This is a genomic window from Pseudoalteromonas sp. 1_2015MBL_MicDiv (genome assembly GCF_002407505.1).
Classification (GTDB): Bacteria; Pseudomonadota; Gammaproteobacteria; order Enterobacterales; family Alteromonadaceae; genus Pseudoalteromonas; species Pseudoalteromonas fuliginea.
Map to the genome: position 1 here is coordinate 868,927 of NZ_CP012737.1, position 24,380 is coordinate 893,306.

Annotated in this window: 25 protein-coding genes; 19 read left to right on the plus strand and 6 right to left on the minus strand. The window is 38.3% G+C overall.

Annotated features, from left to right (window positions below):
* Positions 1–81: 81 nt before the first annotated feature.
* From AOR04_RS03780 to ubiA, 5 genes are all read left to right on the plus strand, one after another.
* Positions 82–1,218, plus strand: coding sequence for a hypothetical protein (locus tag AOR04_RS03780; RefSeq protein ID WP_033030909.1), 1,137 nt, complete (start codon positions 82–84; stop codon positions 1,216–1,218).
* Between the two features lie 294 nt (positions 1,219–1,512).
* Positions 1,513–3,681 carry a PKD domain-containing protein gene (locus tag AOR04_RS03785; protein ID WP_096792586.1) on the plus strand — a complete coding sequence of 723 codons (2,169 nt, stop codon included), beginning with the start codon at positions 1,513–1,515 and terminating at the stop codon, positions 3,679–3,681.
* Between the two features lie 243 nt (positions 3,682–3,924).
* A complete protein-coding gene (locus tag AOR04_RS22110; protein ID WP_096794080.1) occupies positions 3,925–4,029 on the plus strand; it encodes a transposase in 105 nt (34 codons plus the stop codon).
* Positions 4,030–4,194: 165 nt separating this feature from the next.
* Positions 4,195–4,746 carry a chorismate--pyruvate lyase family protein gene (locus tag AOR04_RS03795; protein WP_096792587.1) on the plus strand — a complete coding sequence of 184 codons (552 nt, stop codon included), beginning with the start codon at positions 4,195–4,197 and terminating at the stop codon, positions 4,744–4,746.
* On the plus strand, positions 4,743–5,621 hold the full coding sequence (gene ubiA / locus AOR04_RS03800; RefSeq protein ID WP_007377866.1) for a 4-hydroxybenzoate octaprenyltransferase: 879 nt from the start codon (positions 4,743–4,745) through the stop codon (positions 5,619–5,621). The genes AOR04_RS03795 and ubiA overlap by 4 nt, the downstream gene beginning before the upstream one ends.
* A gap of 12 nt (positions 5,622–5,633) precedes the next feature.
* Here the strand turns inward: ubiA and AOR04_RS03805 are convergent, their stop codons facing one another.
* The 3 genes from AOR04_RS03805 to AOR04_RS03815 all read right to left on the minus strand — a co-directional run bounded on the left by AOR04_RS03805 (position 5,634) and on the right by AOR04_RS03815 (position 8,041).
* The gene (locus tag AOR04_RS03805) at positions 5,634–6,254 is read right to left on the minus strand and encodes a 2OG-Fe(II) oxygenase (protein WP_007377865.1); all 621 of its coding nucleotides are present in this window, start codon (positions 6,252–6,254) and stop codon (positions 5,634–5,636) included.
* Between the two features lie 94 nt (positions 6,255–6,348).
* Positions 6,349–7,233 (minus strand): LysR family transcriptional regulator, encoded by an 885-nt coding sequence (locus tag AOR04_RS03810; RefSeq protein WP_096792588.1) that lies wholly within the window; start codon positions 7,231–7,233, stop codon positions 6,349–6,351.
* Between the two features lie 385 nt (positions 7,234–7,618).
* Positions 7,619–8,041 carry a DUF2721 domain-containing protein gene (locus tag AOR04_RS03815; protein WP_007377863.1) on the minus strand — a complete coding sequence of 141 codons (423 nt, stop codon included), beginning with the start codon at positions 8,039–8,041 and terminating at the stop codon, positions 7,619–7,621.
* Between the two features lie 84 nt (positions 8,042–8,125).
* Here AOR04_RS03815 and AOR04_RS03820 point away from each other — a divergent pair, with 84 nt between their 5' ends.
* From AOR04_RS03820 to tsaD, 3 genes are read left to right on the plus strand one after another with little or no spacing between them, the layout of a single operon-like run.
* On the plus strand, positions 8,126–8,479 hold the full coding sequence (locus tag AOR04_RS03820; RefSeq protein WP_008134890.1) for a putative signal transducing protein: 354 nt from the start codon (positions 8,126–8,128) through the stop codon (positions 8,477–8,479).
* Complete coding sequence (locus tag AOR04_RS03825; RefSeq protein ID WP_008134889.1) at positions 8,472–9,062, plus strand: YjaG family protein; 591 nt, start codon at positions 8,472–8,474, stop codon at positions 9,060–9,062. Before AOR04_RS03820 ends, AOR04_RS03825 begins: the two co-directional genes overlap by 8 nt.
* A gap of 40 nt (positions 9,063–9,102) precedes the next feature.
* Entirely contained in the window at positions 9,103–10,116 is a 1,014-nt protein-coding gene (gene tsaD, locus AOR04_RS03830) for a tRNA (adenosine(37)-N6)-threonylcarbamoyltransferase complex transferase subunit TsaD (protein WP_096792589.1), read from the plus strand.
* Positions 10,117–10,127: 11 nt separating this feature from the next.
* Here the strand turns inward: tsaD and plsY are convergent, their stop codons facing one another.
* Positions 10,128–10,739, minus strand: a complete 612-nt coding sequence (gene plsY, locus AOR04_RS03835) for a glycerol-3-phosphate 1-O-acyltransferase PlsY (RefSeq protein WP_033030919.1) — start codon at positions 10,737–10,739, stop codon at positions 10,128–10,130.
* Between the two features lie 247 nt (positions 10,740–10,986).
* On the opposite strand from plsY, the gene folB reads away from it, so the two are divergent.
* From folB to trmB, 8 genes are all read left to right on the plus strand, one after another.
* The gene (gene folB, locus AOR04_RS03840) at positions 10,987–11,346 is read left to right on the plus strand and encodes a dihydroneopterin aldolase (RefSeq protein WP_033030921.1); all 360 of its coding nucleotides are present in this window, start codon (positions 10,987–10,989) and stop codon (positions 11,344–11,346) included.
* Complete coding sequence (folK, locus tag AOR04_RS03845; protein ID WP_096792590.1) at positions 11,347–11,835, plus strand: 2-amino-4-hydroxy-6-hydroxymethyldihydropteridine diphosphokinase; 489 nt, start codon at positions 11,347–11,349, stop codon at positions 11,833–11,835. It abuts the gene before it with no gap.
* Positions 11,832–12,632 (plus strand): undecaprenyl-diphosphate phosphatase, encoded by an 801-nt coding sequence (locus AOR04_RS03850; RefSeq protein ID WP_007377856.1) that lies wholly within the window; start codon positions 11,832–11,834, stop codon positions 12,630–12,632. Before folK ends, AOR04_RS03850 begins: the two co-directional genes overlap by 4 nt.
* Positions 12,633–12,811: 179 nt before the next feature.
* On the plus strand, positions 12,812–14,167 hold the full coding sequence (gene mpl, locus AOR04_RS03855) for a UDP-N-acetylmuramate:L-alanyl-gamma-D-glutamyl-meso-diaminopimelate ligase (protein ID WP_096792591.1): 1,356 nt from the start codon (positions 12,812–12,814) through the stop codon (positions 14,165–14,167).
* Between the two features lies 1 nt (position 14,168).
* Complete coding sequence (locus AOR04_RS03860; protein WP_033030926.1) at positions 14,169–14,789, plus strand: flavin prenyltransferase UbiX; 621 nt, start codon at positions 14,169–14,171, stop codon at positions 14,787–14,789.
* Positions 14,789–15,718: an ABC transporter ATP-binding protein gene (locus tag AOR04_RS03865; RefSeq protein ID WP_096792592.1), complete on the plus strand. Its 930-nt coding sequence runs from the start codon at positions 14,789–14,791 to the stop codon at positions 15,716–15,718. Before AOR04_RS03860 ends, AOR04_RS03865 begins: the two co-directional genes overlap by 1 nt.
* Positions 15,719–16,486, plus strand: coding sequence for an ABC transporter permease (locus AOR04_RS03870; protein ID WP_096792593.1), 768 nt, complete (start codon positions 15,719–15,721; stop codon positions 16,484–16,486).
* Positions 16,486–17,169: a tRNA (guanine(46)-N(7))-methyltransferase TrmB gene (gene trmB / locus AOR04_RS03875; RefSeq protein ID WP_096792594.1), complete on the plus strand. Its 684-nt coding sequence runs from the start codon at positions 16,486–16,488 to the stop codon at positions 17,167–17,169. Before AOR04_RS03870 ends, trmB begins: the two co-directional genes overlap by 1 nt.
* Here trmB and AOR04_RS03880 read toward each other — a convergent pair.
* Entirely contained in the window at positions 17,158–19,041 is a 1,884-nt protein-coding gene (locus AOR04_RS03880) for a bifunctional diguanylate cyclase/phosphodiesterase (RefSeq protein WP_096792595.1), read from the minus strand. The genes trmB and AOR04_RS03880 overlap by 12 nt on opposite strands.
* A gap of 274 nt (positions 19,042–19,315) precedes the next feature.
* On the opposite strand from AOR04_RS03880, the gene panP reads away from it, so the two are divergent.
* The gene (gene panP, locus AOR04_RS03885) at positions 19,316–20,941 is read left to right on the plus strand and encodes a pyridoxal-dependent aspartate 1-decarboxylase PanP (RefSeq protein WP_096792596.1); all 1,626 of its coding nucleotides are present in this window, start codon (positions 19,316–19,318) and stop codon (positions 20,939–20,941) included.
* A gap of 277 nt (positions 20,942–21,218) precedes the next feature.
* Here the strand turns inward: panP and argE are convergent, their stop codons facing one another.
* Entirely contained in the window at positions 21,219–22,373 is a 1,155-nt protein-coding gene (gene argE, locus AOR04_RS03890; protein ID WP_096792597.1) for an acetylornithine deacetylase, read from the minus strand.
* Between the two features lie 221 nt (positions 22,374–22,594).
* On the opposite strand from argE, the gene argC reads away from it, so the two are divergent.
* Positions 22,595–23,605, plus strand: coding sequence for an N-acetyl-gamma-glutamyl-phosphate reductase (gene argC / locus AOR04_RS03895; RefSeq protein WP_096792598.1), 1,011 nt, complete (start codon positions 22,595–22,597; stop codon positions 23,603–23,605).
* Positions 23,606–24,373 carry an acetylglutamate kinase gene (gene argB, locus AOR04_RS03900; RefSeq protein WP_033040076.1) on the plus strand — a complete coding sequence of 256 codons (768 nt, stop codon included), beginning with the start codon at positions 23,606–23,608 and terminating at the stop codon, positions 24,371–24,373.
* Positions 24,374–24,380 lie beyond the last annotated feature (7 nt).

Genomic DNA, 24,380 nt, shown 5'->3' on the forward strand with positions numbered 1-24,380 from the left:
GTGGTAAGTAATAAACAATCGAATATTGAGTTATTGCTTCCTCGCCCTTTGCCTCTGCAAACCATTTACAGGAATTTATGTATGCACTTAATAACCATATTAATAGTGCTCTGTGGCCTGTTAAGCTTTTACGCAAATGGACATACCTATTACTCTTTAAATACCGAACAAGAACAGCTTGGACACGGGTTTGAGCAGAAATTAGGCATACCGCTTGAACCATGCCTCGATGGTCAGTGGCAATTTCAAGGCGGTAGTATGGGCGATTTGGCTTATCGTGGCGACTTTGACTCAGATACCATGATCAATACCATCACAGGCAGCGTAAAGGCTGGTATCAACTTGGTTATTTTTGGAGGTTCAGCCAAATTTTCCATGCGCAGGAAAGTAACAAAAAATAGAAATTCTGCCGCCTCGGCAGTAGAATTAACCTATGAAAAAGGAAGTTATAACTTTGAAAATAGAACGACTAAAATGGCTATTCAAGGGCTACTAAATACAGATCCAAATCAAGTAAGAAGCCGCTGTGGTGACAGCTTTATCCACAATATCAAACTCGGCTCGCGTATCTATGTAACAGCCAAACTCCATTTTAAAGATCGCGCTAAATACGAATGGTTTCAGACTAAAATCAAAGTGAAGTTTCTTTTTTTTAGTAAGACTTTTACTAAAACTAAAGTATTTCAAGAAGCTACCAAAGATGCTGTATATACTATTCAGGTGAACACCGATGGTGGTATGACGCCAGAACTAGCAGGGCTAAGTAAAAATGGCACTATGCATTGTAAAACCGATAATCTAACTCCTTGTATAACGTATGCCGATAATTTGTTTAGCTATTTATTTGATGGTGGTGACTATGTTGATGATCTTAAAGACGAACATTTAAATATTTTAAAGTATGAAGTCGAAAGTTACGAGGATTCTGGCCATTATGACTTAGCCTATGCTGGTCAAGCTGCAATATCTGAGCGCTATATTGCGCTGTCCGCAAGGCTCAGAAGCTATCAAGATTTAGTTTATGACGAGATAGAGAGGTTGAGTGCGTTTAAAGCGGTATCTGAAGAGCCGCTTGAAATCGAGCAACTAGCAGCGCGTATTACTGCACGTAATACTCAACGTATCGGACTTGAGCAAGCTGGCGAGTATTGTGCAATTTTGCCCGGAACAACTCTTTGCGAAAGCCGTATTGAGTCTGCGATAGCGAACGTTGACTAGTTGAACAAATATTTGGAAGAATATCTGCGATACTGCACGGTCTTAACCCGTTGTCTAGCCACATTAGTTAGATTGTTCTTTAACTAATGGGGTTATTTAACCTGAATTTGGATGAAAAACAGGCTAATCGAAACCTCAAGTTACTTACACACTACAGTCTATAATTTAGCCTAATAAATTGAAAAAATAGCGTATTTGTTCTAGAGTGTAAACTTAATGATAAAAAGCTAAAGTTAACTTATATTTCATTGATTTATAATGTCTTTTTATATGCCCATCGACTAAGGATAGCCAATGACTTTTTTTAAATCACTTTTATTGCCGACAAATCTCATCCAATTAAATCTTATTCGATTTAAACAATTCACCTCTATATTTATTACTTTATTCCTCGTTTCGTGTGGCGGCGGCAGCTCTGGCTCTCCTGAGATAAAACTACCGCCAATTGAAGAACCGCTAAACTCTGTTACTGAAGTACCAACAAATCAAATATTACATGCGTTTTTTCGTGATCAAGATAGTTCTATTGGCAAACTATCTGGCAGCGTAACTATTGTCGCGCCTGAAGTTATTGATAGTGACCCCGCTAGAGTTGAGTCTGTATGGGCTTATTGGGTAGATGAGCAAGGAAATAAACAGGGTGATGCTTGGTTAAAAACTATGAAAAAATCGGTTTACGATCTTAATATTCCAGAGGATACAAGTATACCTGAAAATACCAATGCGTTACTTCTTTTGCCGGTAAACACCATTGGACAGGCCACGAAAGGTACCCTTATTCCCTTTCATGATTTCATCGGTAATGTTGAATTATCGGGGCCTGGTGGAAATAAAGTTCACACTTGGGATTATGGCGTTGGTCGCAAGAAAATTTCAATTCAACGCACAGAAGATCAAGGTGGATTATGTATTTTTGATAATGGTTTAGTTAGTATTACGCATATGAATAATACTAAGGATGAAGTTGGGGAGAGTTATAATCGTAACGAACTCCCTAACGATATTAATGAGAATGCCTTCCCTCCTTATTCCTTTTTATGTGGTACGCAGCCAACACATTCCGAAGATATGATTTCTGATGAGACTGGGGTTTGGACGTATTCAACGCTAAATGACGCCATGTTTTACGGCACACTAGTTTACAATAGCTTTGTTAAATACCTAGGGGAGCCGCCACTGGAGGACAAAATTAGAATCCGTGTCCACTATGGTCAACAATATGAACAAAGCGCCTTTTGGGATGGCGCATATGCCAACTTTGGTGATGCGTATCCATTATTTTACTCAATGGCTTCACTTGACATCATTGCGCACGAAGTAGGCCATGGAGTTTTAAATAGAATATCTGATTTAAATCGATTCGATCATGAAATTAGTACTGATGCTCGTACCTTGCATGAAGCCTTTGGCGATATCTCAGGTGTAATGGCAAAATACGAGTTTACGGGACATTCAGATAATTGGATTCACGGCCAAGAGAATGGCGGCTTTATTCGTCATCTCGATCAGATAAAAACTGAAAATGGTGCAATTGATAGCTTTCTTGATTATGAAGAGGCTGGTGATAATTTCTATTTACGCATTGGTATGATCACCTACCCATTTTATTTACTATCAAATCAATGGGGAATAGAGCCTACCTATAAAGTGTATTTAAATTCAGCGAAGGTCTGTTGGAGTGCGTTGACCACACTAACTGAAGCTGCTGAATGTATTAAACAGCAAGCAGGAGTAGCTGGCTTATCTGAAGAAGATGTTGTTGAAGCTTTTAAGGTGGTAAAAATAAAACTTTTTGACCAAGGCGTGCTTAGCTATTTTAATGCAGAGAAAATTAAATTACGCACTCAGTTTACCGATGATAGCCGCTCAACGAGTCAAGTAGTTCAATGGTTATGGGATTTTGGAGACGGCCAAACTTCAACAGAAGCAAGCCCCGAGCATATCTTCGCAGAATCTGGAAGCTACTCAGTTAAGTTGACAGTAACTGATCAATCCGATGATCAGGATACCTTTGAGCGGCTTATTCAAGTAACAGATGAGTATTGTTCAATAAACTCAGCTAGCGTCGATAAGCACATCACTCATGTTTTAGTTGGTGGTAACAACATTAATTATAGTTCAACAGCATGGGACTATACCCAAATGCCTATAGAGCTAATAGATCCCAGCAATACTATCATTAATATTCAAGGAGATACTGAAGTAACAGAGCGTTCTACCTCATGGAAAGTCTGGATTGACCTCAACGATAATGGAATTTATGGCGATGAGGTTAATGAGCTTGTCGTAGATGAATTTGTCGAAGAGGGGCAACCTTATGGCCTTAATACTATACTCGATTTATCAACACTGCCAAAGAGCAGTCAGGCTAAATTTATGAGAATTATTGGTGACTATGCCGTTTTTGGTCCTTGTTCCTCGAGTATAGGGGAAGCACTAGATTTAAGAGTGAGTTGGCAGTAAATTCGGTTAATACACCCTATTGAGTCGAGCTATTTATACTAGAGTGCGCTGAACTTTGAGGTATGAAAAATAAATAGCATGAAGGAAAGGCATAATTGAACTCGCTAAAAAACGATACACCGAATCCTCATACCAAGATTAATGTTTATAGGTGTCATGGAATATCTTATCAAAAGTAATGTGCTTAAGTGGTCGAATTTATAATCAGCTTGATCATAGAAAAACGCTTGAAAGCATTATAATCTGTGCACAGATATTCCATGGCGAGATCTGACTTCTTACTTTGGTGCATGGAGTGCCATATGGAGGCGGTTTAACTTATGGACTAAAAAAGATATTTTGAACTAATTGTTTCGCTTATTATCTCGCGCTGCGATTAAATCGTCCCTAAGTTGAACCATTTTCCATCTTGAAAGGTCAACACGCCCTCGTTATTTACGATAATGAATGATCACTTTTTCAAATGCTTTGGGAATGTTATTATCGCGTTGGATTTTATTTAATAGAGTTATCGTGATTACTTTCCCTATTTCGTTATTAGTCAATTGGCAATGCACATCACAAGTAAGTGATTTATCATCCTCTGAACGTGAGTGGCTTTTTGAGCCACATTCCTTAACAGTTAAATTAAAAAGCAGGGCGCAAGTATTTAGCGTAAAAGTGCTCAGTGAAAAAATTTTTGATTTAACACTTGAGCAAAAAGCATTGCTTGGCTGCGAAGCCTCAACGGCATTAAACCGAGAAGTACTTTTATTGTGCGATAATATTCCCATGGTATATGCACAAAGCTGGCTGCCAGATAATCAATTATCAAATCAACCAAAAAACCCTCTGCATAATATGGGGGATCGCCCATTAGGCGATGTTATTTTTCAAAATCGAGAGCTCGTGCGCAAAGAGATAGAAGTCGCTCGTTTTGATACAGAGCACCCGATACAGCAATTAGCATTACAACTAAACTTACCAATACAAAAGTTGTTAGGCCGACGTAGCGTATTTTCGCTTAAAGATTACAATTTTTTGGTCTGTGAAGTGTTTTTACCTGGAGCGTACCTTTACTCATGAAGCTAGCAACCTTAAAGTCACAGCATCTCCCTTACTACATACAACTTATGCGTGTAGATAAACCAATTGGTACACTATTGTTACTTTGGCCAACCTATTGGGCTTTATGGCTTGCTAATGATGGAATGCCTAGCTTAGTCAACTTTGTTGTATTTACGCTTGGCGTTATCGTTATGCGAAGTGCAGGTTGCGTAATCAATGATTTTGCTGATAGAGAGATAGATGGCTCAGTAAAGCGGACCGCCCAGCGTCCATTGGCTTCGGGGCTGGTTAGCAGTGGTGAAGCACTTAGTTTGTTTTTACTATTAATAGTCATAGCATTTATTTTAGTGTTGATACTCAGTTTTAATACTATTTTACTTTCTTTTGGGGCGTTGGCATTAGCCTTTTGTTATCCGTTTATGAAGCGCTACACACAGTTACCTCAAGTTGTACTCGGGGCAGCATTTGGCTGGGCAATACCGATGGCTTATATGGCTTCGATAAATGCACTTCCTTTACAGGCTTGGTTATTATTTATTGCTAATATTTGCTGGACGGTAGCCTACGACACAATGTATGCAATGGTAGACAGAGATGATGATTTAAAAATAGGCGTTAAATCGACGGCTATTTTGTTTGGTGAATACGATCGTCACATCATTTTTTTCCTTAATATGACCTTTGTAGTTATAGTGGCTTTTATAGGTTTTATTAATGAACTATCAACTGCATTTGGAGTTGGATTAAGTGTCGCTGCTGGTTTGTTGTTTTATCAGCAAACACTTATCCACAAACGTGAGCGCGGGGCATGTTTTAAAGCATTTTTAAATAATCACTATGTTGGATTAGCTATTTTTATAGGTTTATTGTTTTCGTATCCAATGGCTATTTAGTTTGAGTCATCTTTAGCGAGGCGGATCAATAATGCCGCTGATAGATGCGTTTTTTCTAAACCACCCAGCAATTGAATAACGATTATCTATGGCTGGCAATACCTCATGTACAAAACGCTCACTTTCAAATAAAACCAATGTACCGGCTTGAGGTTTTATTATTATTTCAATTTCTTTGCTTTTGGTTTTGTAGACAACGAGTTCACCACCTTGTGCAGGAGTATTTAGGTAAAGCACACTGGTAAAAACTCTGTTTGAGCGGCCTTTAAAAGCATCAACGTGTTTTTTATAAAAATCACCTTCAGTATATTTTGCATAGTGACATTCATAGTCAAATAAGCCCATGAAAAAAGTACGGTTAAGCGTTGTACGAATACTTTCCATAGTCGCTTGATAAGTTAATTGCGCTTGTGAGGTACCATCAAACCAAAAGGTCTTATCTTTGCGGATAGTATCGTCAATTTGCAAATTATTTAAACGGCCAATACCAGCGAGGCTAAATTGAGGATTTATACGATAACAGTCAGCCATTAAATCAATAATAAGCTCTTCATTTATAGCATTAGGTATAACAGTGTAGCCAAGCTCTTCGATATCATTTAAATAAGTATCGTCGGCTGAAAAGTTAATCATTCAAGTGGGTCATTTTTTGAAGGTGCGACAGTGTAGCTCAAAAGAAGTTAAAAGCTATCACTTTGTGTCGCACTTATCTCAAGACAAAACGAGGTTAGTTGATTGTCGTTGCGGCTTTTTTAATGAGAGATAACAGTTGATCTATATGTTCATTAACAGCTGTCTGTTTGTTTGTTTGTACGACTAACTGTTCGTGGCTTAAACTCTTATTTGTTTTTAGCTGAATTAACTCAGAGTGCTCAGCTACAGCATTCGTATGCTCTATGCTAGCAATAGCAAAGTGGTCTGACTTTTCTAAACCAGCTATGACCTGTTCAATACTACCCACTTTAATGCTTGATGACTTATTTAAAGAGTCAATTGCTTCATTTAGCATTGTTTGAACTTGTTTTGATTGCGAAAAGCAACCATACATCGGGTAGCTATCAAGGTCGTGCTTACTAATGTCATTTTTTTGAGCTAATGGGTGATTTTTAGATACGAATAAAATGAGTTGATCTGGTAAATGTATATCACTGCCAATACTATTAATCGCTTGTGAATATACGCTAATATCAATTTCACCTAGTTGAAGCTTTCGGCTCAGTTCGTGTTCTTCTTGCAGTTGCATTTCTATTTTTACATGTGGGTACTGTGCTAAAAATTGCCCGCAAGAAATAGGTACAACATTACTTGCTTTATTGGTGTAACCAATAATTAATCTCTCACCTGTTTTTCCACTTACGGATTGAAAAATAAGCTTTTTAGTAAGCTCTAGCTCAGATAAAGTGTTTTTTGCGTAATCAAGGAATAGCTCACCTTGCTGAGTTAGCTTTACAGAACGAGTTGAACGTTTAACTAGTTCGTATCCCATTTCATCCTCAAGTGTTTGAATACTTCGCGTAAGTGCGGAGGTGCTGATTTGGGTTTGTTCTGCTGCTTGTCTGAAATGGCGTAGTATGCCGAGTGCTACAAATTGTTCTAATTGTTCAAATCTCACTTTATAGTCCCTTTTTATAAGTAAGTCGCGGATGCCGCGAACATCAATTATATTAATTTTTAGCTAAACAAAATAGTAAAATTTAATATCTAAATGCGTTTGCAAATTTATGACAAATTTTGGTCAGGATATCCCCCTTTTAATATTTATCAAAGAGGTAAATTGTTAAAAAGTATTATCCTTTAGCCTTAAAACTCATGATTTATTACTTACCTAGTATCCTTTTTAGGGATAAGTAAATCATAAAAAAGACTTTGTAATCAATTTTTTATATATTCTAGTAAAGACGAACATTCTAAATTAAGAAAAAAGTATGCCACATAATAGGGTATTGATTAAGCACAATTTACGAATAGTTGAATGAACATTGACACATATCAGCTTTTTATTTAACAAAGTTACGATTAACACGGTTGCTTAATGGTTTGTTTTCTATGCTTTGGAGTTCTATTTCAATAGCATCACATGATATGTGGATTTCAAATAAAGAGGTTAATAACGATAAACTTAAGCAAGTTAAGCTAACACCAAATAAAATAATGCCCGCTGTATTAAATTCAATAAATAGTGCAAACATGGATAAAGTGCATAATAAAAATGATGCCACACCATATACTTGCATAGTTCTAATTAGCTTAATACGCTTTCTCAAGTTTGTTATTTGCGCGACGACAACGGGACGAATTGACTCTCCTTCTCGTGCATTTAGTTCCCGAATTAATTGTGCTAATACTAAAAATCGGTTTGTGTAGGCAAGTAATAACAATGATATTGCAGGAAAAAGTAAACCTGGAGTGGTGAGTGTCATAATGTATCCTTAAGTGGTATTACTAGCTTTAATTTGTACAGCGTAACGCAAGATATTGTATACATAAAATAAACGAGGTGGAAATTGCAAAATACTAATAATACAAACGAAACAGTAGGCTCTTTTCAATGGGTAACAATTTATAATGCCGAAAATACCCTTGAAGCTAATATTCTTAAAGGTTTAATACAAACAAGTGGTATTGAATGCCAAATTAAAGGAGAGATGTTGCAAGGCGCAATGGGAGAAATCCCATTTGATCAAACCCAAGCTAGCGTGCAGGTTTATGCGATAAAAGAGCGCCATGCGCGACAAATATTGGTAAACTATCAACAAGTAAAACAATCCGCTCCAGATTGGGTATGCCCTAACTGTAATGAGCATAATGGATCAACATTTGATTTTTGTTGGTCATGTGAGACATTAAAGAATGACTAAAGCAAATAATTTTCAGCGTATTAGAGAGCTAAACTATTTACAAAAAGCCGTTTTAGCGAGTGCTTTAATTGAGCGAATGCTGCCAAATTACGGTTTATTTAGCGAAGCAACAGGGTTTGGTGACGAAACCTTATTACGAAATTCGCTTAATGTTTGTTGGGAAAAAATATTACTACCTAAAAGTAAAATAGATCTCGAGAAACAAGTTGAAAAAATAGAGCCAAATGTTCCTGAACTTGCTGATTTTGATATGTTTGGTACGTATCCAGCTATTGATGCAGCAACGTCGTTACTTAGCTTAATGCACGGTTTAATGGCGCAAGACGAGCAAGAGTTCATTAGTGTAAGCAAAATATCGCAAGCGACCGTTGCGCGTTTTATTGAATACCAAATGACAGTTGAAGGTGAAATCGCAGATAATACCGCCGTTAGAGAGCATCCATTAATGCAATACGAGATTGAAGTATTGGGTGAGCTAATTGATTTTGTAGAGAATATGGGGCGTATTACCTCCGATAGCGTAAAGGCACTTAAAAAGTTTGCCCTTGAAGATGGCCAAACAAATATTGGTCTTTCGTTATAAAAATAGTTTAGTAATAATTTAAAAAGGCTGGAGAAATACTGTGCGAATTTTAGGCATTGAATCGTCGTGTGATGAAACGGGTATAGCAATATACGATGATGAAAAAGGCTTGTTAGCTCATCAATTATATAGCCAAGTAAAAGTACACGCTGATTATGGCGGTGTAGTGCCGGAGCTTGCATCACGCGATCATGTTCGTAAAACGCTACCGCTTATAGATGCTGCTTTTGCGCAAGCTGGTTGTGGCCCTGAAGATTTAGATGGTGTTGCTTATACTGCAGGACCTGGCTTGGTTGGCGCACTACTTGTAGGTACCTCCATTGGCCGCTCTCTAGCATACGGGTGGGATATTCCTGCGGTAGCGGTTCATCACATGGAAGGGCATTTACTTGCCCCTATGCTTGAGGAAAATATCCCTGAGTTTCCGTTTATTGCTTTATTAGTATCTGGCGGTCATACCATGATGGTTAAAGTAGCAGGTATTGGACAATACGAAGTACTAGGTGAGTCGGTTGATGATGCTGCAGGTGAGGCTTTTGATAAAACGGCTAAGTTGCTTGGTCTTGATTACCCCGGTGGTCCGCGCTTAGCTAAAATGGCTGAACAAGGTGTTGCTAAACGCTTTGTATTTCCTCGTCCGATGACCGATAAGCCAGGCCTTGATTTTAGTTTTAGTGGTTTAAAAACAGCTGCATCAATCACTATTCGTGAAAATGATGATGACGAACAAACTAAAGCCGATATAGCGCATGCATTTCAAACTGCAGTTATTGATACGCTTGTTATTAAATGTAAGCGAGCACTTAAACAAACCGGTATTAAACGTTTAGTCATTGCAGGCGGAGTAAGTGCAAATACACAGCTTCGTTTACAGCTTGAGCGCGTTATGAAGGGCATGAAAGGCGAGGTTTTTTATCCTCGCACTGAGTTTTGTACCGACAATGGAGCAATGATTGCTTATGCAGGTATGCAGCGTTTAAAAGCAGGGCAATTTGCCACGCTTGATATGAAAACAAAACCGCGTTGGCCAATAGATAGTTTGGAAGCTATTTGATACTCGATATATTAAATGTTTTTATTTTCATCTGTGGGTGCTTTTTTAGTGCCCACTTTTGGTTCATCGCCACTAAATAATCTAATAATATTAGTGCGATGACGAAAAATAATTAAGATCGTAATAAAAGCGACTGGTAACGTATAAAGTGGTTTTATTAGCCAAGTATACAAAGGTGCTAAAGAGACCGTAACCAATGCTGCAAGTGATGAATAACGTGTAACTGCAATAATAACTAACCACGTAAAAATAAGTAAACCCGCCAGCGATAAACCAATAGGTAACAATGACCCAAATGCTGTAGCGACTGCTTTACCGCCTCTGAAACTAAAAAACAGTGGATACATATGTCCTAAACACGCAGCAACTGCAATCAAACCTAACTCAAATGGCTCAAACTTTAAAAAATAAGCGCCCCAGACCGGAATCGTCCCTTTTAAAATATCAAAAATTAACACTAAGCAAGCAGGTAATGCACCTCCCAATCTATAAACATTAGTTGCGCCAGGGTTGTTAGAACCATGGCTTCGAGGATCTGGAAGGGAGAATAGTCGTGACACCAATATGGCCGATGAAATTGACCCGAGTAAATAAGCTAAAACAAATATCAAAATGGCTAACACACGCTTCCTTACTTTTTTATTGTTATACCAACCACATTTAATGCAATTGGTATTGCTTTTGGGCTATTATTGGCGGCAAAATTTATCGTAAAAATTATTATGCTTCTTTCATTACTAGCTAACCTAGCTATTTTGCTATTGTAGAAGGATTTTTTACATATTTAAACACTGATTAAAGCATATACAGCATTAATTTTTTTGATGCTTTATATAACAAGTTCAGTCGTTTTGGTTATTTGGAGTATCAATGGACAAGGTATTTATATCTCAATTGCACGTCGACACTATTATTGGAGTGTACGACTTTGAAAAAGAAAGTAAACAGAGCCTTTATTTTGATATTGAAATGCTGAGTGATATTAAACCCGCAGCTGCGAATGACGATATTAATTTAGCACTTGATTACTCAAAAGTAAGTGAGCGAGTTATTGAGCACTGCACTGCTAAACCAGTTGAATTACTCGAAACATTAGTAGAACAATTAGCGCAAATTATTTTGACTGAATTTAATACTCCACAAGTAACAATTAAAGTAAGTAAACCCGCAGCAGTGGCGCAAGCGCAAACTGTAGGTGTTGAAATTACACGCGCTAAGGTAAGTAACTAAATGGCGCAGATTTATATCAGCCTTGGGTCAAATATAAATAAAGTACATCACATGCAGTCTGCATTAATCGCACTTGAGAGCCACTTTAAAAAAATTATTCACTCGTCTGTTTTTGAGAGTGAAGCGGTGGGGTTTGCTGGTAATAATTTTTATAACTCAGTGGTTGCAGCGACAACAAGCATGGCATTGGCTGATGTATGCGCTCTACTTAAGCAAATAGAACGTGATAATGGCCGTACTGCCAGTGACAAAAAGTTTAGCCCTCGGACACTGGATTTAGATTTACTGTTTTACGACGATGTAATTTGCCAAAGCCCTGCACAACTGCCTCGTGACGAAATAACTAAAAATGCATTTGTATTACAGCCTCTGAGCGAGGTTGCTCCTGATTTTTATCACCCTGTAGCTAAACAAACAGTTGCCCAGTTATGGAGTGCGTATAATAACCCTCAACAAAAATTATGGAAGGTGGAGTTTTCTAACCCATGAGTATTATTGAAATAATTATTTTAGCCCTCATTCAGGGGTTTACTGAGTTTCTACCTATATCGAGTTCAGCGCATTTAATTTTACCATCGCAAGTTTTAGGCTGGGAAGATCAGGGACTTGCATTTGATGTCGCTGTTCACGTTGGGACTTTAATTGCGGTCGTTATTTATTTTCGTAAAGAGGTGGCCGATATACTTACTGGGTGGTTTAAATCATTTGGCGCACAAGGTACTACAGATGATAGTAAGTTAGGCTGGTGGATTATTTTAGGCACTGTTCCAGCGGCTATTTTAGGCTTACTGCTAAAAGACTTAGTTGAATTGTATTTACGCAGTGCATGGGTTATTGCCACAACGACCATTGTATTTGGTTTACTCCTTTGGTACGCCGATGCAAAAGGTAAGCAAATTAAAACTATTTACCAACTTAATTGGAAAACAGCGCTTCTCATCGGTTTTGCACAAGCTGTTGCAATGATCCCGGGAACTTCTCGCTCAGGTATTACCATGACTGCTGGTTTAATGCTTGGAATGAATAAGCAAAGCGCAGCGCGTTTTTCGTTTTTACTGGCAATTCCTATTATTTCTATGATGGGGCTATATTACACAGTAGAGCTTGCGCTAGGCGATCATGTTGTAGATTGGAACACGTTATTACTAGGTGTGGGGTTATCGTTCCTATCAGCTTATGCATGTATATTTATGTTTTTGAAAGTGATAGAGCGAATGGGTATGCTGCCGTTTGTAATATACCGCTTATTACTAGGTGTTGGCTTGATTGTATTTTTGACAATGTAGTTAACCACCGACGAACAAAAAAGCCTTCTAACTTAAGAAGGCTTTTTTGTTATTAAAGTGTTGTTTTTTGGCATGAGTGAAATGCTTACTCGCAATGGTAACTCAGCACTAATTTTGGCATTATAGCGCCATTAAACTTTACATTACTGTAAAGTGGTCACGCGATTTAAGGAAAGTATATGCATATACATATTTTGGGCATTTGTGGCACGTTTATGGGTGGTATTGCAGCCATAGCTAAATCGTTGGGTCATAAAGTAACCGGCTCTGATCAAAACGTTTACCCGCCAATGAGTACGCAACTTGAAGATCTTGGTATTGAATTAACCCAAGGCTATGACGTATCTCAATTAGATCCAAAGCCTGATATGGTGGTTATTGGTAATGCAATGAGCCGTGGTAACCCGTGTGTTGAATATGTCCTTGATAAAGGTCTGCCTTATACTTCAGGTCCTGAATGGCTTAAACATAATTTATTGCAAAACTCATGGGTGCTTGCTGTAGCAGGGACCCATGGAAAAACAACCACAGCGAGTATGTTGGCATGGGTATTAGAATACGCTGGCTTAAAGCCTGGGTTTTTAATTGGCGGCATAGTACAAAACTTTGGTATATCAGCGAAAGTGGGCGAAACGCCATTTTTTGTTATTGAAGCCGATGAATACGACACAGCTTTTTTTGATAAGCGCAGTAAGTTTGTGCATTACCTCCCGCGTACGCTTATTTTAAATAACCTTGAATTTGATCATGCTGATATTTTTGAAGATTTAAACGCAATAAAAAAACAATTTCATCACTTAATGCGTACATTACCCCAAAGCGGCAAGGTAATTTGGCCAAAGCAAGACGTAGCGCTTAATGACGTAATAGCACAAGGGCTTTGGAGCGAAAGCGAAACGCTCGGTGTTGATTGGAATTATGAGCTAATAAAAGCCGATGGTAGTGAGTTTAATGTATTACTTAATGGCGAAAAGCAGGGAGTTGTTCGCTGGCAAGCAATAGGCGAGCATAATGTTAAAAATGCGATAATGGCTATAGCTGCTGCGCGCCATGTGGGTATAGCCATTGATCATAGTATTGATGCGTTAGGAGAATTTATTAGCCCTAAAAGGCGTATGGAGCTTAAGGCTGATATAAATAATATTAAAGTGTATGACGACTTTGCGCATCACCCAACGGCAATTAAAACAACGCTTGCGGGCTTGCGCGCAAAAGTAGGCTATGAAAAAATTATCGCTATTTTAGAGCCGCGCTCAAACACCATGAAAATGGGCGTACACCAACATACATTATTAGATTCACTGCGTGATGCTGACGAGGTACTACTTTTTGAACCAGAGAATCTAAATTGGTCGCTAAAAGAACAAGCAGATAAAGCGGGTATGCAGTGCTTTAACAGTACACAAACAATTATTGATACAGTGCTTGAAAATATTGAGCCTAATCAACACATTTTAATTATGAGCAATGGCGGTTTTAATGGCCTTCATCAACACCTTGTTAATGGTTTAGCTGCTAAATACAGCGGAGAATAACGTGCAATTTAAAGATAAAATTACGCTCGCTTTTAGTGGTGCATCAGGTGCGCCTTATGGGCTTAGGTTACTTGAAGTATTGCTTGAGCAGCAATTTCAAGTTTACGTACTTATCTCAAGTGCTGCGCGAGTGGTGCTTGATACAGAATCAAACATCAAGCTCTCTGGTAATGAAGATAAAGCCACTGAGCAGTTAAGTACGCTGTTTAATGCCAAACCTGAGCAGCTAAAAGTATACGGTAAAGATAACTGGTTTAGCCCTGTGGCTTCGGGCTCTGCTGCACCTAAAAAAATGGTGGTATGTCCGTGTAGTGCCGGATCGGTTTCTGCAATTGCAGTGGGGGCGTCAGATAATTTATTAGAACGCGCCGCTGATGTGGTAATTAAAGAACGCGGACAGCTCATTTTAGTGCCTCGCGAAACACCATTCAACGAAATTCATTTAGAAAACATGCTTAAGTTATCTCGTTTAGGGGTGACAATTATGCCAGCAGCGCCTGGTTTTTATCATAAACCACAAAGTATTGAAGACTTAGTTGATTTTATGGTGGCGAGAATTTTAGATCATTTAAACATTGAACATAACCTAACAAAACGTTGGGGTTATGGTGAGGGTAAATAATGAATAAGCAAAATATTGCTTTAAATATTGAAGGCCTAACCAAGGTTTATAAAAATGGTGTCGAAGCTGTAAAGGGCGTTGATTTACAAGTTGAAGAGGGCGATTTTTTCGCTTTACTTGGTCCAAACGGAGCAGGTAAATCAACTACTATTGGTGTTATTTCGTCACTTGTTAATAAAACAAAAGGCAAAGTAGAGGTATTCGGTTGTGATATTGATACTGATTTAGAAGCTGCAAAAGCGCATTTAGGACTCGTGCCGCAAGAGTTTAATTTTAGCCAGTTTGAAACGCTTAACCAAATACTGGTTAACCAAGCCGGTTATTATGGAGTACCACGCGGCGAAGCCCACAAGCGCGCCGATAAATACCTAGCGCAGCTTGGTTTGTTAGAGAAAAAAGACAAACAAGCGCGTACGCTTTCAGGCGGTATGAAACGCCGTTTAATGATTGCCCGCGCACTTATGCACGAGCCAAAACTGCTTATACTTGATGAACCAACAGCAGGTGTAGACATAGAACTTCGCCGTTCAATGTGGGATTTTTTACGCCAAATAAATGAGCAAGGCGTAACGATTATTTTAACCACACATTACCTTGAAGAAGCTGAGTTACTGTGTAAAAACATCGCCATAATCGATAATGGCCGAATTGTCGAAAACACCACAATTAAAGCGTTGCTTGCAAAGCTTGATAAAGAAACCTTTATTTTAGATTTAAAAATGCCTGCAAACCCTGTCACGCTTGAAGGCTATAAATTTACCATGACGGACGATCACACTGTTGAAGTTGAAGTCGCTAAATCTCAGGGGTTAAATGCGGTATTTAGTGCATTAACAACTCAAGGTAATACTGTTTTGAGTATGCGAAATAAAGCAAACAGACTAGAAGAGTTATTTGTAGGATTATTAGAGCAAGGGCGGGGCGAATAAATGTTTAAATATGGCGTAGCCTTAAAGAGTTTATGGATTAAAGAGTGCATTCGTTTTTTACGTATTTGGGTGCAAACCTTAGTGCCACCGGCAATTACGATGAGCTTATATTTTGTTATTTTTGGTAACTTGATTGGTTCACGGATTGGCGATATGGGTGGCTTTAGCTACATGGAGTTTATTGTACCTGGTCTTATAATGATGTCGGTTATTACTAATTCCTATTCCAATGTAGCCTCTAGTTTTTATTCAACAAAGTTTCAAAAAAGCATTGAAGAGCTTTTAGTTGCACCTGTGCCTAACTACATTATTGTGCTTGGCTATATGGGCGGTGGTATGACGCGCGGTATTATGGTGGGCTTTATAGTTACCTGTGTGTCGTTGTTATTTGTTGATATTCAAATTCATAATATTTTTGTAATTATGGCGACCGTTATTTTAACCTCGGCTGTATTTGCTTTAGGTGGTTTAATTAATGCAATTTATGCAAATAGCTTTGACGATATAAGCATTATCCCCACCTTCATACTAACGCCATTAACCTACTTAGGAGGGGTGTTTTATTCTATATCGTTATTGCCTGAATTTTGGCAAAATGTATCACAAATCAATCCTATAATTTACATGGTTAACGCATTTCGTTATGGCTTTTTAGGCGTGTCGGATGTCGATTTAAACGTGGCGCTTGGGGTTATTTTAGTATTTATAACAGCGTTATTTACATTAGCGCTTACATTAATTAAAAAAGGTGTGGGGCTAAGACACTAATGAGTGATGCAAATTCACGTAGTATTGTATCTAATCAAGCGGGTATTCACGAAAAGCTTGATGAAATAGTAAATAAGCACTTAGAGGCAGAGTTTAAAAAACCGATTGCAGCGCATACTCAGGCCGCATTTGATGAAGTAAACGCTAAAGTACAGGCCTTTAATGGCCCGCTTATTTTAGACTCGTGCTGTGGCGTGGGTGAAAGCTCAGCTAACTTAGCTAAGCGCCATCCTGATGCACTTGTCATTGGTATTGATAAGTCATCACACAGATTAGATAAGCACGATGTTGAGTACAAGCAAACAGACAGCGGGCAATATATTTTAGTTCAAGCTGATTTAAATGATTTTTGGCGTTTAGCGGTTGCTGCTAATTGGCAACCTACGCACCATTACTTGTTGTATCCAAATCCATGGCCTAAGTCTAAGCATATTCGTAGACGCTGGCATGGCGCGGCTATTTTTCCATTTATTGTTAAGTTAGGTGGCCAATTAGAAGTGCGCAGCAATTGGGATATTTACGTTAAGGAGTTTGCTAGGGCACTTGAATTAACAGGCAACCCTTGCGATGTAACGCTTTATGAGTCAGACGATGCAATTACGCCTTTTGAGCGTAAATACTGGGCCAGTGGCCAGCAAAGCCACCGACTCATTATTAATTTAATGACCAATTTAACTCATTAGTTCTTCATCACTTTGAGAATTAACATGTGGCGCTGGGGGAGCAAAATAAATACCTTGCATCAGCGTCACATTCGCTTTTTTCAGTGCGGTCACTATGGTTGCATTTTCTACTGAACCGGCTGTGAGTTGTAAGCCAAGTTGGTTTGCAAAGCTTGCTATGTGCTCAATAAACAAATAGATATCTTTATCGTTAACAATTTGTTTTATTAAGGCCCCATCTAACTTAATACCATCAACTTCAAGTTTTAGTACGTTAGAAATATTTGAATAACCACTGCCAAAATCATCAATGATTACTTTTACACCCTTTGTTTTAACCATTCCTATGAATGCTTTTACCTCTGAAAAATTAGCTATAGCTTGTGTTTCTAATAATTCTAAGGTGATGTTACTCGGGTGTGGATAACGTTTTAATTCGTCGGCTATAAATTCGCTCAAACTAGGATCAAGCATATCTTGCGCGGTTATATTTAAGCTCCAGCAAATATCTGTTTTTCTAAAGCGGCTAATACATTGTGAGAATATAGTACGGGTCAACAAGCCATCCATTCTTGAACGGGTAACTACATTTAAAAAAGCCTCTGGCTTGAGTATTTCACCACTTGCTGTAACCATGCGCGCTAAACATTCATACTGCACTACGCGTTTAGTGTTTATATCAATAATAGGTTGAAAGTAAGGGACAATACGATTGTTATCAAATGCTTCGCGAACCTCTTTAGCCATTTCTACATTGTATTGATATTGCACTTTTACATCGTGAAGTGCTTTTGAGTAATTAACAACGGTATGACGACCTTGTTTGGCTTGCAGTGCCGCAATATGGGCATTTTCTAATAACAAAGATTTGTTACCGCTGGCTATACCGGCACACAACGTAATATAAATAAACGGGTCGGTTAATAGTGGGGTATTAAAGTTGTAGGTTTCGATTAAGTCGTTAAACTCATCGTACGGAATTTCTTTTGGTGCAAGTAATACCAGTTTATTGGTCGCTAAGCGATAAATATGACAACGAGCAGAGCAGCGACTTTTAAAATGCATGAGCAAGTTTTTCATTACTTTATCGCCCACCTCAGTGCCATAAAAGCTATTTATGTCTTCAATTTCGTTAATCCAAATAACAGCTAGTTGCATATGGTGCGCATTACTTTGCTTTAGGAAGTATTCAAGCGCTATATGATTTGCAAAGCCCGTACTGGAGTCTGTTGCTAAAGATCGTTTGAGTAAGTAAATATAAATAGTTGCAACAAGTATAGCGATAAAGAAAAAGAAGCTCGCCATAGCGGCCGCCTTTGATACACTTTCTTTAAGTTTTTGGTTTAAATCATAAATGGTGATATCAGCACCTGTTATGTAGGTTTTACCATTAGTGCTATCAACATAAGGGATAAAAATAGTTTTAAAATGTCCCCATTGATCTGCTGATATTTCAAATACAGGCTCTGTCGAATAAAAAGCACTAATGTTCGCCTTAGTGGCTTCAGGGTAAAGATCTAAAAACTGGGTTACTTTGCCATTGCTTTGGTCTTCTTTTGTATAACTCGATGCACTAAAGTAGACTTTGTTATCTTGAAGTACCATCGCGTATACATAAGCAATGTTGAGTGCTTGGGCAAAGTCAGAAAGTTGCTTACTCTTTTTTTGATAATCAGAAAAACTAATCGTTTTTCCCTGATTAACTTTATTTAGGTATGTATCGCCGAGTATATGCTTAACACTGGTGGCTGCGTTAAGTAAGCGCGTATCAACAGAGTGCATTATATCTGCGCGTGTTGTTTGGTAAGTATAATAAACGTAGGTAAGTAAACTGATTAAAAATAGGCTAAAACCCGCCATTAACCAACTTACCCTTACTCTTCCTTTTAGCATGTGCGTCCCTTTTTTGTTATTTTTTTATTATACGCAAAATATATAAATGCCCAATAATTAATTCTTATTTATTGGCAAGGCTTAAATATTAATTAAATTATCACTTTTTTGTCATGTCTTTGTCTGCTTTTATGGCTTTAAGCGAGACATTTTAGTTATATTGCAGTAAAGTTAGCGCAATTAATTAAAAACACTGTTACTTAAAATAACGTCTTAGTTTGGCGTGTTTCATAGACAAACACGTGTTTTAGCTACACACACACTAGGTATTGAGATGGATCAAAAGCGTTGTGCCGTCGCCTCTAAAGAAAGCCTTAAGCGTATATTTACTGTACCTGAAGCGCCAGACTCAACTTTAAGCAAAATCGAGCTTGAAATTTCGAGTAATTTAGCAGGTTTCTTAAACGAAAATATTGCGGCAATTGAAAAACCATTACATGAAATAGAAAAAGACTTTCAATCGGCAGTGATCCCAGAAGATCCAACGTTTGTATCTGCTTATGCCCAAGACATTATGGAGCAACTTGTTGCGCATTCTGTGCATACAGCTGCGCCTAGCTTTATTGGTCACATGACTTCTGCTTTGCCGCATTTTTTATTACCGCTGTCAAAACTGATGGTAGGGCTAAATCAAAATCTAGTAAAAATAGAAACATCTAAAGCGTTTACGCCTCTTGAACGTCAAGTACTTGGGATGATGCATCATCTAGCTTATGGGCAAGAAGACTCATTTTATTCTAAATGGATGCACAGTGCTAAAACCTCATTAGGTGCATTTTGCTCTGGTGGTACGGTTGCTAATATTACTGCGCTTTGGATTGCGCGAAACCGTTTATTAAAACCGGATGGCGATTTTAGAGGTATAGGCGCACAAGGCTTAATTGCCGGTATGCTGCATTATGGCTATAAAGGTTTAGCTGTATTAATATCAGAACGTGGACATTATTCATTAGGTAAATCGGTTGATTTACTCGGCATTGGTCGCGATAACCTAATTGGTATTAAAACTTGCGAAAATAATAAAGTCGATGTAATAGCGATGCGCGAAAAAGCACGTGAGCTTGAAGCGCAAGGCATTAAAGTAATGGCCATTATTGGGGTGGCGGGTACAACCGAAACCGGGAATATTGACCCACTGGACGAAATGGCCGATTTGGCACAAGATATTAACTGCCATTTTCATGTAGATGCTGCATGGGGAGGAGCGACGCTTTTATCAAACACGCATCGTCCTTTACTAAAAGGAATTGAGCGAGCAGATTCAATTACCATTGATGCACATAAACAAATGTATGTACCCATGGGCGCTGGTTTAGTTTTATTTAAAGACCCCGCTGCAACTGATGCAATAGAGCACCATGCTGAGTATATATTACGTAAAGGTTCAAAAGACTTAGGTAGTCACTCGCTTGAAGGTAGTCGCCCAGGTATGGCGATGTTAGTACATGCTTGCTTACGTGTTATTGGTCGTAAAGGCTACGAGATGTTAATCGATCGTAGTATAAAAAAAGCACATTATTTTGCTGGTTTAATTAAAGCAGATGAAGATTTCGAACTTATTTCAGAGCCTGAGCTGTGTTTACTAACGTATCGTTATGTACCTAAACAGATTAAGCAGGCAATAAAAGATGCTGATGCAACAACACGTTTAGACATTTTTGCATCACTTAATCGTTTTACTGCGAGTATGCAAAAGCGTCAGCGGGAGTCTGGTCGCTCGTTTGTATCACGTACACGCCTAACGCCATCTAAATACGATAATCAACCTACTGTTGTATTTAGAGTGGTCCTTGCAAACCCACTTACATCAGGCGCTATTTTAAAAGATATTTTAGCCGAGCAAAAAGAACTAGCTAAAACAGATCCTGTATTTAAAAAGTACCTCAGTAAGTATATGTAGCTAATAGGGTGTAATTTAAAACAAGAAGACGCTTAATTGCGTCTTTTTTTTACTTGGTTACTTAATAAACTTGAGGGATTAAACCTAACGCTAATTTCTTATTTACAACTGTATGAACACAGGAGTAATACCAATCTGCTTAAGTATAGGGTCTATTTAACGTTAAGGAAATTACGCTAGAACTAGGCAAAAAATTTTGTATCTAGTTGCTCTAAATAATTATTTTCTGTTGTCATCGATAAGATTTTTTTACCTCAAAATAGGGCACTTAATTAAGTTAATTGATATTAAAACAACTGGCTTTAATAATGTTACTGATAATTTTTTGTGACGGTTTTATTTTTTCCATTGCTAAAAACTCATCAGGCTGATGGGCTTGATTTATTGAGCCCGGCCCCATAACGATTGTTTCACACCCTAATTGCTGAATAAAAGGTGCTTCAGTACAGTAATTAACAGCTATTGCTTTTTGCCCTGCTATTTTTTCAGCTAATATCACTAAAGCACTGTCGGTGTTGCCAGTAAAGGCTGGTATTGGCTCGTGTAAATCAATTACGCTGACCGCATTGGGGTATTGTTGATTTATCTCTTTCGTTGCATCAAGTATTAATGCTTGTAACTCTTTTACACTCAAACCTGGTAATGGGCGCATATCTATATGCATTTCGCAGCAAGCACAAATTCGGTTAGCGTTGTCGCCGCCATGAATATTACCAAAATTTAATGTTGGGTAAGGTATTTCAAAGTGGCTTAATGAATACTTATGCTTTAACTGCTCTTTTAAGAACAATAATTTTGAAGTCACTTTATGCATGATTTCTATGGCGTTGAGACCACGTTCGGGATCAGAGCTATGACCTGAGCGTCCAATTACTCTAATCGCTGTACTCATATGTCCTTTATGTGTAAATACCGGTGTCATATCAGTAGGTTCACCAATTATACATCGCGCAGGTTTTAAATTTGGGTGCTTACATATTTGCTGCGCACCTGCCATTGTGGTTTCTTCGTCGGCAGTGGCGAGTATTAAGATAGGCTGGGTTTGCTGCTTTTCATCAAGTTCACTAATTGCTTGTAATACAAACGCAAAAAAACCTTTCATATCAATGCTACCGAGCCCATATAATTTATTGTCGAGTTCGGTAAGTTTAAACGGATTATGATTCCAGCGACTATCATCAAACGGGACAGTATCGGTGTGGCCCGCGAGCATTAATCCACCATCTCCTTTGCCACGTTTAGCTAATAAGTTATAGCGACCTTTACCTCCTTCTAATTCAATGATTTCACATGTAAAGCCAAGTGTTTCGCACCACCTCGCAAGTAGTTCAATTACGCTTTTATTACTCATACACTGACTATCTTCAATTGCACTGATAGACGGAGCTGCAATCAATTGTTGATACATAGAAATAAACGATGGCAAAGGCATAAAAAAATCCAAAATAAGTATTCAATTTAATTGCATAACAATATAAAAGTATTTATGATGAATATCAATTCACTTTTTAAGCATAAATATATTAAAGTAACGTTATGGAAACAATGCGACGATAATCAAAATTCATTAATAAAAGGCTAAATTAGCGCCAAGGCTAGTTTAAGCGAACAAGATAGACAAGTAACAACTAATTTTAAGATAACGAGTAACAAATGAATGTAGTGATTATTGGCGCAAGCGGTTACAGCGGCGCAGAGTTAGCAAGTTTAGTTGCTAAACACCCAAACTTAACTTTAGCGGGTTGTTATGTATCAGAAGGTAGCTTAGATAAAAATAAATTGCTAAGTGATTTATATCCTGAACATCTAGGCTTGCTCGACTTACCATTACTCCCTCTTGGTGAATCAGCTTTTGATGACATTCAAACTAGTGCTTACTATGTGTGCTTATGTACAGACCATAAAGTGAGTGTTGATTTAGCACCGCGTTTTTTAGCAATGGGTAAAAAGGTATTTGATTTATCTGGTGGCTATCGCCTTGCAAGCAATGATGATTACGTTACATATTATGGTTTTGAGCATCAATATCCAGAGCTTTTAAATGAAGCGGCTTACGGTCTAGCTGAGTGGAACCATGATGCTATCGCTAATGCAAAGCTAATTGCTGTTGCAGGTTGTTACCCAACAGCAGCGCTTAATGCGCTAAAACCGCTTAAGCAAGCAGGCTTATTGAGCAGCGAAAGTATTATTATTAATGCGGTTTCGGGCGTTACAGGCGCAGGGCGTAAAGCCAGTGTAGGAACGCATTTTTGTGAAGTGTCGCTTGCACCTTATGGTTTGTTTAACCATCGCCACGGCCCTGAAATTGAACAACACCTTGGCCACAAAGTGTTATTTACACCGCATCTAGGTAATTTTCCACGTGGTATTTTAGAAACTATTTATGTACAGCTTAAGCCAGGCGTTACCAAGGAAAACGTTGCATCGGCTTATCAAGTACTTGCGAGCGAGCCATTAATTCGTTTATTAGGCGATAAAATACCGTCAATTAAAGGTGTAGCTAAGCAGCCATTTGTTGATATTGGCTGGCAGCAACAAGGTACGCAGTTAATTGTGATGTCTGCTATTGATAACTTATTAAAAGGCGCTGCTGGACAAGCTTTGCAGTGTATTAATATTTCTATGAATTTAGATCATACCACTGGTTTAAAAGGAGCGTTTTAAATGAGTAAAAAAACGTGGGTAATTAAGCTCGGTGGTGCAGTACTTAATACAGAAAATGCAGCAAAAGCATTGTTTGATGTACTTAATGAGCAACAAAATGCTCAGTTTGTAATTGTACACGGTGGCGGTGCACTTGTTGATACTTGGCTAAAAGAAGCTGGTTTTGCCAGTGCTAAGCACCAAGGTTTGCGTATCAGCCCTGCAGAGCAAATGCCTTACATCGTAGGTGCACTAGCAGGTTGTGCCAATAAACAATTAATGACTCAGGCTATTAGTGCAGGGCATAAACCGGTTGGGTTAAGTTTGTATGAAGCGGGTGTTACTGCTACTCAAAAGTTAAAAGCACTTTGTTTAGTAGGTAAATGCACAAGTAACGATGATTCTATTATTAACGATTTACTTGAAATTGGCAGGCTACCGATCGTTAGCTCTATCGGTTTTGATGAGCAAGGCCTTTGGTATAACGTAAATGCTGATGAAGCTGCAGCGGCTATTGCTAGTAATTTAAACGCAGAACTTATTTTTATGACTGATGTAGAAGCGGTGCTTGACGCAAATAAGCAGCCCTTACATCAACTTGACACAAAACACATTGATACTTTAATAGATGAAGGAGTAATTGTGGGCGGGATGGAGGTCAAAGTTAAGACCAGCCTTCACGCTGCCCAACATTTACGACGCGGTGTGTATATTTCCAGCTGGCAAAAGCCAGAAAATTTAACTGACTTGCTTGAAGGCAAGCATGTCGGAACTAAAATTACACCATAGGTTTATT